At 70.0% G+C, this 7,649-nt stretch carries 2 protein-coding genes and 1 pseudogene; all 3 read left to right on the plus strand.

Translation table 11 applies throughout. The features are described 5' to 3' along the window. Positions 1-356 (plus strand): annotated as a pseudogene (locus tag ACFWFR_RS15295) (ABC transporter substrate-binding protein); the annotation flags it as partial. 198 nt (positions 357-554) lie between these two features. Beyond that, positions 555-1,418 (plus strand): sugar phosphate isomerase/epimerase family protein, encoded by an 864-nt coding sequence (locus ACFWFR_RS15300; protein ID WP_377623528.1) that lies wholly within the window; start codon positions 555-557, stop codon positions 1,416-1,418. Between the two features lie 102 nt (positions 1,419-1,520). Beyond that, positions 1,521-7,616 carry a ThuA domain-containing protein gene (locus tag ACFWFR_RS15305; protein ID WP_377623529.1) on the plus strand — a complete coding sequence of 2,032 codons (6,096 nt, stop codon included), beginning with the start codon at positions 1,521-1,523 and terminating at the stop codon, positions 7,614-7,616. Positions 7,617-7,649: the final 33 nt, after the last annotated feature.

Consider the following 7,649-nt stretch of genomic DNA (forward strand, 5'->3'; position numbering starts at 1 on the left):
TGGACGCCGGTGACGGCGCCGTCGCAGCGGTCGAGGCGTTCGAGGACGCCGGCAAGCCCTACCCCGTGTTCATGGGCGAGGACGAGCTGAGCTTCATGCGCAAGTGGCAGGAGACGGACATGACCGCCCTGGGCGCCGTGTACTCCAACTTCCAGTGGCGCACCCCGATCCTCGCGGCCCAGAAGATCTGGAACGGCGAGCAGGTCCCGGCCGAGTGGGTCCTCCCGCAGTCGCCCATCACGGGCGAGGACCTGGAGTTCTACCTCGACGCCAACAAGGACATGCCGTCGCTGCACTACGCCAAGTTCGGTGGCGAGGACCTGCCCGGGTTCCCGACCGCCTGGACCGACCGCTGATCTCGGCACCGGTCCGACCGCACGACCGGTAGGCCTACGGTCCGGCCCCTCGACCAGGTCGAGGGGCCGGGCACGGCCCACCGGAGCACGACCGCACGTTCCACCCACGGTGCCCGACGACGCAGCCCGCCCTCCGCGCGAGGGCGAGCTCCGGCGTCGGGCACCCGGGTGACGCACCCGCCGACGAAAGAGAGCACCGTGGCTCGTACGCGCCCCCTCGGGGTCAACACCTGGGTGTGGACCTCGCCCCTGACCGACGCCTCCCTCCGCGAGATCGCTCCGCGCGTCGCCGGGTGGGGATTCGACGTCCTCGAGCTGCCCGTCGAGGACGTGACCGACTGGAACCCGCAGCAGGCCGCGCGAGTGCTCGCGGACCACGGCCTCGGGGCCTCGGTGTCCCTCGTCATGGGCCCCGGCCGCGAGCTCGTCGCGGCCGACGCCGGCACGGTCCGCCGGACCCAGGACTACCTGCGCCAGGTCGTCGACATGGCGCGCACCGTGGGTGCGGGCGTGATCGGCGGGCCCGCGTACGCGTCCGTCGGGCGCACCTGGCGGATGACCCCCGGCCAGCGTGAGGCGGCCTACGCCGAGCTGGTCGAGCACCTCGCCCCCGTCGTGGACCACGCGATGGCCGCGGGCGTGCGGATCGGCCTCGAGCCGCTCAACCGCTACGAGACGAGCCTCGTCAACACGGTCGACCAGGGCCTCGCGGTCGTCGCACCGCTGCCGTCGGCCGGGATCGGGCTGATGCTCGACATCTACCACATGAACATCGAGGAGACGGACCTGGCCGCCGCGGTGACGCGCGCCGGGGACCGGATCGCGCACGTGCAGGTCTGCGGCAACGACCGCGGGGCCCCCGGCAGCGACCACCTCGACTGGCCCGCGTTCCTCGGCGCGCTCGACCGGGTGGGCTACGACGGCTCCCTGTGCATCGAGTCGTTCACCGCCGACAACGCGACCATCGCGACGGCCGCCTCCATCTGGCGTCCGCTCGCCCCCACCCAGGACGCCATCGCCGTCGATGGCCTGGACTTCCTGAAAGGACTGATGCGCGGCTGATCGATCGGTAGGAATCACCGACGGCGCCGGCACGCCGTGGGACGACGTATCTCTTCACAGCACGTGCGCCCCGTTCACCGACGAGCGGGGCACGCAAACCACGTGCCGACTGCCCTGGAGGCAAGACACATGAAGGCTGCGCGACTTCCCCTGCGGGGAAGAGCCGTCGCGGCACTGACCATCGGAGCACTGGCGTTCACCCTCGCGCCCGTGACCATGGCAGCTGCCCACGACGGACCACACGAACCCGGTGACGACCGCAAGGTCCTCATCTTCACCAAGACGACCCAGTTCCGGCACTCCGAGGCGATCACGCAGGGCACCCCCGTGCTCGAGGCCGCGTTCGCCGACGTCGGTATCGCGTCCGACCACACCGAGGACTCCTCGGTCTTCACCGACGCGGGCCTGGCGGAGTACGACGCGCTCGTGATGTTCCAGACGTCGGGCGACCCGTGGAACGCGGACCAGAAGGCCGCGCTCGAGCGCTACCAGCAGGCGGGCGGCGGGATCGTCGCGATCCACAACGCGACCGACATGCGCGGGAACTACGGCTGGTGGGACGACATGATCGGGGCGCTCATGCCCGGTCACGCGGCCACGGGCAACAGCCCCGGCCTGCCCGGCACGGTCCGCGTCGAGGACCGTGTCCACCCCTCGACCAGCCACCTCGACCAGCGCTGGAACCGCGCGGACGAGTGGTACAACTACTCGGCCAACGTCCGCGGCAGCGCCCACGTGCTCGCCACGATGGACGAGTCGACCTACGACGCCGGCGGCAACAAGATGGGCGCCGACCACCCGATCTCGTGGTGCAAGCCCTACGACGGCGGCCGCGCCTGGATGACCGGCATGGGCCACTTCGGTGCGCACTTCACCGGTGAGCCGGACCTGGTCCAGCACATCGTCGGCGGCGTCCAGTGGGCGTCGGGTCAGGTCGCGGGCGACTGCGGTGGCACCGACTGGGGCCAGTTCGAGAAGGTCGCGCTCGACACCAACACGAGCGCACCGTTCGGCATGGACGTCGCGCCCGACGGCCGCGTGTTCTTCACCGAGCTCGTGCGCGGTCAGATCCGCGTCTACGACCCGCGCACCCAGAACACCTCGACCGCGATCACCATCCCCGTGTACTCCGGTGGTGAGGACGGCCTGCTGGGCATCGCGCTCGACAAGGACTTCGCGACCAACGGGTACCTGTACCAGTACTACTCGCCGGCCAGCGCCAACGACTCCGACCCGGCGAACTTCTTCAACCGGATCTCGCGCTTCACCGTGACCGACGGCGGTCCCGGTGGCACCGTGATCGACCCGGCGTCGGAGAAGGTCCTCATCGAGGTCCCGGCCGGGCGTCTGCCCGACGAGCCGGGCCACACCGGTGGCAGCCTGATCTTCGACGACCGCACCGGTGACCTGTACATCGGCGTGGGCGACGACGTGAACCCGCACTCCGAGCCCTCGGGCGGCTACGCGCCGATCTCCGAGCGCCCGGGGCAGCAGCACGACGCCCGCGCGACGTCGGCCAACACCAACGACCTGCGCGGCAAGGTGCTCCGCATCCACCCCGAGGCCGACGGCACGTACACGATCCCCGAGGGCAACCTGTTCGCCCCGGGCACCGAGAAGACGCTGCCCGAGATCTACGCCATGGGCTTCCGCAACCCGTTCCGGTTCACGATCGACCCCGCCACGGGCAACCTCGGCGTGGCCGACTACTCGCCCGACAACGGTTCCGACAACCTCGCGAACCGCGGCCCTGCGGGCATCGCCGAGTGGAACTACATCCAGGAGCCGGGCTTCTTCGGCTGGCCTCTGTGCATGGGCAAGAACGAGCCCTTCCGTGACGTCGACTACCGCACCAACCCGGTCACGGTCGGCGCCTTCTTCGACTGCGCCAACCCGGTCAACGACTCGATCCTCAACACGGGTCTGACGCAGCTCCCGCCGGCCCAGCCCGCGGACATGTACTACGGCTACCAGCGCACCTCGGCCCCCGGCGTCATCAACGCCGGTGGCGGTCTCGCACCCATGGGTGGTCCGTTCTACAGCTACGACGCCGACCTCGTGTCGGACACCAAGTTCCCCGAGTACTACGACGGCAAGCCCTTCTTCTACGAGTGGGCGCGCAACAAGATGTACTCGATCGACCTCAAGGACGCGACGCCGAAGGGCGCAGCGGTCGAGAAGGTCAACCCCTTCCTGTCGAACGAGCAGTTCCTCGCTCCGATCGACTCGACGTTCGGCCCCGAGGGCGCGCTCTACGTGCTCGACTGGGGCGGCGGCTTCGGCCGTGACAACCCGAACTCGGGCCTGCACCGCATCGACTACATCTCCGGTTCGCGCTCCCCGGTGGCCAAGCCGGCCGCCACGCCGGACTCGGGCACGGCCCCGCTGACCGTCACGTTCGACGGCTCGGCGAGCACGGACCCCGAGAACGAGGCGCTCACGTACGCGTGGGACTTCGACGGTGACGGCACGACGGACTCGACCGAGGCCAAGCCGACCCACACCTACACCGAGAACGGCGTGTTCGACGCCCGCCTCACGGTCAAGGACCCCTCGGGCAAGGTCGGTACCGCCACGGCGCCGATCACGGTGGGCAACACGCGCCCCGAGGTCGACTTCAACCTGCCGCCGACCGGGTCGTTCTTCGACTTCGGCGACCGGATCGACTGGGACGTCTCGGTCACCGACGCCGAGGACGCCTCGATCGTCGACGAGAACGTCATCATCCAGCCGGCCCTCGGCCACGACGCGCACGCGCACCCGTCCGAGCCGCTCCACGGCACGACGGGCTCGGTCGAGACCGGCCTGGGCGGTGGCCACGGCGAGGACATGAACGTCTTCTACGTGCTCGACGCCCGCTACACCGACGGCGGCGGCGAGGGCGGCGTGCCCGCGCTGACCGGCTCCGACACGACGCTGGTGTTCGGCAAGAAGCGTGAGGCCGAGTTCCAGACGGCCTCGCAGGGCACGACCCAGCTCCCGAGCCGGGACGTCGAGGGCGGCGGTTCGGTCATCACGGGCAAGGACGGGGCCTGGTCCTCGTACGACCCGTTCAACCTCCACCAGATCAGTGCGCTGTCGCTGCGCGTCTCGGCAGCCCAGGCGGGCACCGTCGAGCTGCGTCGTGACGCTCCCGACGGCGAGCTCCTCGCCACGGCCTCCGTCCCGGAGACCGGCCTGGGGACCTTCACCGACGTGCGCGTCGACGTGGCGGACCCGGGCGAGAGCTTCACCCTGTACGTCGTGTTCCCCGGTGCGGGCGAGCGTCGCCTGAACTTCATCGAGGCGCACGGCAAGGGCATCTCGGCCACGACCCGTCCCGAGGTCGTCGTGACCGCTCCCGAGGCGGGCGTCCAGCTCGAGCAGGGTGCGATCACGGTCTCGGCCGACGCGACGGACGCCGAGAACACCGTCACGCAGGTCGAGTTCTTCGTGAACGGCCAGTCGATCGGCACGGACACGTCCGCGCCGTACACGACGACGTGGAACGTGACGGCGGACAACTACTACAAGCTGACCGCGGTCGCCACGAACGACAAGGGCCTCACCACGAAGTCCCGCATCGTCATGGCGCAGGTCGGTGACCTGTTCGCCGGCATGAAGACCTACACCAACGCGAACGGCACGTTCGAGCAGCTGTCCGAGGGCAAGTACCTCGTGACCTCTGCGGGTGCCAACATGTGGCAGGGCACCGACGAGTACTCGGCCATCTACAAGGAGGCCGGTGCGGACGAGAAGTGGTCCGCGACGGTCAAGGTCAACAGCCAGGGCAACTCCAACGGGTCCGCCAAGGCGGGTCTGATCGTCCGCAACGACGTGACGCAGCCGGGCAAGTCGCCGGGCTACGCGGCCCTCGGCATCCGTCCGAACGGTGGCTTCGAGTGGCTGCGCGGCAACGCCGCGGGGCAGCTCGTGACGTCGTCCGCGGCGAGCTCGACGAGCTACCCCGCGTGGGTGCGGATCGAGCGTGACGGCGACCTGTACACGGCGTCGTGGAGCAAGGACGGCGAGAACTTCACCCAGATCGGCGACCCGGTGTCCCTGCCGGGTGCGGCGTCGGTCCAGGACGTCGGCCTGTTCGTGACGGCGCACAGCTCGAGCACGAGCGCGGTCGAGTTCCAGGACTTCACGTTCGACGACGACCCGGTCGACCCGACCGAGCCGGGTACGGGCACGCCGCCGCAGTGCGCGGCGCAGAAGTCCGACGAGTTCGACGCCCCGTCGATCAACACCGGTCGCTGGACCGTGGTGCGCACCGCGCCCGGGAAGTCGATCACGGTCGTGGACGGCAAGGCGGTCCTGCCCGTCGTCCAGGGTGACATCAACGAGGCGGTCCCGGGCCCGATCAGCTACCTGGGTCAGCCGGCACCTGCCGGGGCGTGGGAGATCCAGACCAAGGTCGAGGTCCCGCTCGCACGGCACTGGCAGCACGCGGGTCTCCTCGTGCACGTGAACGACAACGAGTACACCAAGTTCGCGTTCACGAAGAACCAGAACGGCAACCGCTTCCTGGAGTTCCAGACCGAGACCGGCGGTGCGCGCACGTGGCACGGCCAGACGAACGTCGCCGCGAACTTCCCGTCGTCGGTGTACCTCAAGCTGACCTCGACGGGTACGGCCATCACGGCCGCGTACTCGGCGGACGGCCAGACGTGGACCGCGATCGCGGGCTCTGCCCCGGTCAAGGCGAACGCGACCTTCGGCGTCATCGCCGCGGGCGACACGGGCACGGCCGACTCGGTCGCGCTGGTCGACTGGTTCAAGGTCACGCCGGACTCGACGGACGACGGCACGCGTGAGCCGTCCGACGAGTTCGACGGCACCTCGCTCGACGGCTGCCGCTGGAACAACGTGGTCCGCTACGACGCCTCGAAGGTCGAGGTCGCCGGTGGCGAGCTGCGCATCACCACGCAGCCGGGTGACATCAACAACAACAACCCGGTCAGCCCGCGCAACTTCGTGCTCCAGGCTGCCCCCGAGGGCGACTGGGTCGCGGAGACCCGCTTCAAGGCTCCGCTGCTGCACCGTTGGCAGTACGCGGGTCTGATGGCGTACGGCGACGACGACAACTACGTCAAGCTCGACGTGGTCGCCAAGAACCAGCCGGGCACCCCGCTGAACCTGGGTGCCGAGCTCGCGTCGGAGAAGAACGCGGCCTCGAGCGGCGGCAACCGCCAGCTCGAGATCGCCGACACGACCGAGTCGGGCTACTGGTACCTGCGCATGGAGAAGGTGGGCAACACCTACCAGGGCTGGGTCAGCGACGGCGGCGTGAACTGGACGTCCCTCGGGGCGCCCGTCACGAACGACGCGGCACTGACGTCCTTCGGTCTCGTGGCCATCGGCCCCGAGCAGGAGGTCCCGGTCAAGGTGGCGTTCGACTGGTTCCACGTCACCACGGGTGACGAGGACACGCAGGCGCCGGTCGTGACCGTCGCCCAGGACCCGGCGGCCGGCGCGTCCGGCTGGAACACCGGGGCCGTGACGGTCTCCGCGACGGCCACCGACGACGTCTCGCAGGCGCCGTCGATCGAGGTCAAGGTCGCCGACGGCGCCTGGGCCCCGTACACGGCCGGCGTGGCGCTCACGACGGACGGGGAGCACACGCTCGCCTTCCGGGCGTCCGACGAGGCGGGCAACGTCTCCGAGGAGGTCGCTCACGTGGTCAAGATCGACGCCACGGTGCCGACGGCCACGGCCGAGCTCGCCGAGCGCACGGTGACCCTCGCGGGCTCCGACGCAGGTTCCGGCGTCGCGCGGGTCGAGTACCGTCTCGCCGATACGGCCGAGGGCGAGTGGCTCACGTACGGCGAGCCGGTCGTGGTCGGGGACGGGGCCGTCGAGGTCTCGTACCGCGCGGTCGACGTCGCCGGGAACGTGAGCGAGCCGCTCACCCTCTCGGTGCCCGCGGTCGAGGGTGGTGTCTCGGCAGAGGTCGTGGCCAAGACCCAGTGCACCGCGGGCAAGGTGCTCGTCAACGTGCGGGTCGTCAACACCGACGACGCGCCCGCGACGATCAAGGTGAGCACGCCGTTCGGGACGAAGACCTTCACGGGTGTCGCTCCGGGCAAGTCCGCGTCGCAGACGTTCAGCTCGCGTCTCGGGGCGATCGAGGCGGGTTCCGTCACGGTCACCACGACGATCGGGGACCGGACGTCGACGTACACGGTCGACCACGCGGCTGCTTCCTGCAGCTGATGCACGAGCGGCAGGCGTCGCCCCCTCGGGGGC

Origin of the sequence: Oerskovia sp. NPDC060287 (genome assembly GCF_042726775.1) — a bacterium.
Lineage (GTDB): Bacteria > Actinomycetota > Actinomycetes > Actinomycetales > Cellulomonadaceae > Oerskovia > Oerskovia merdavium.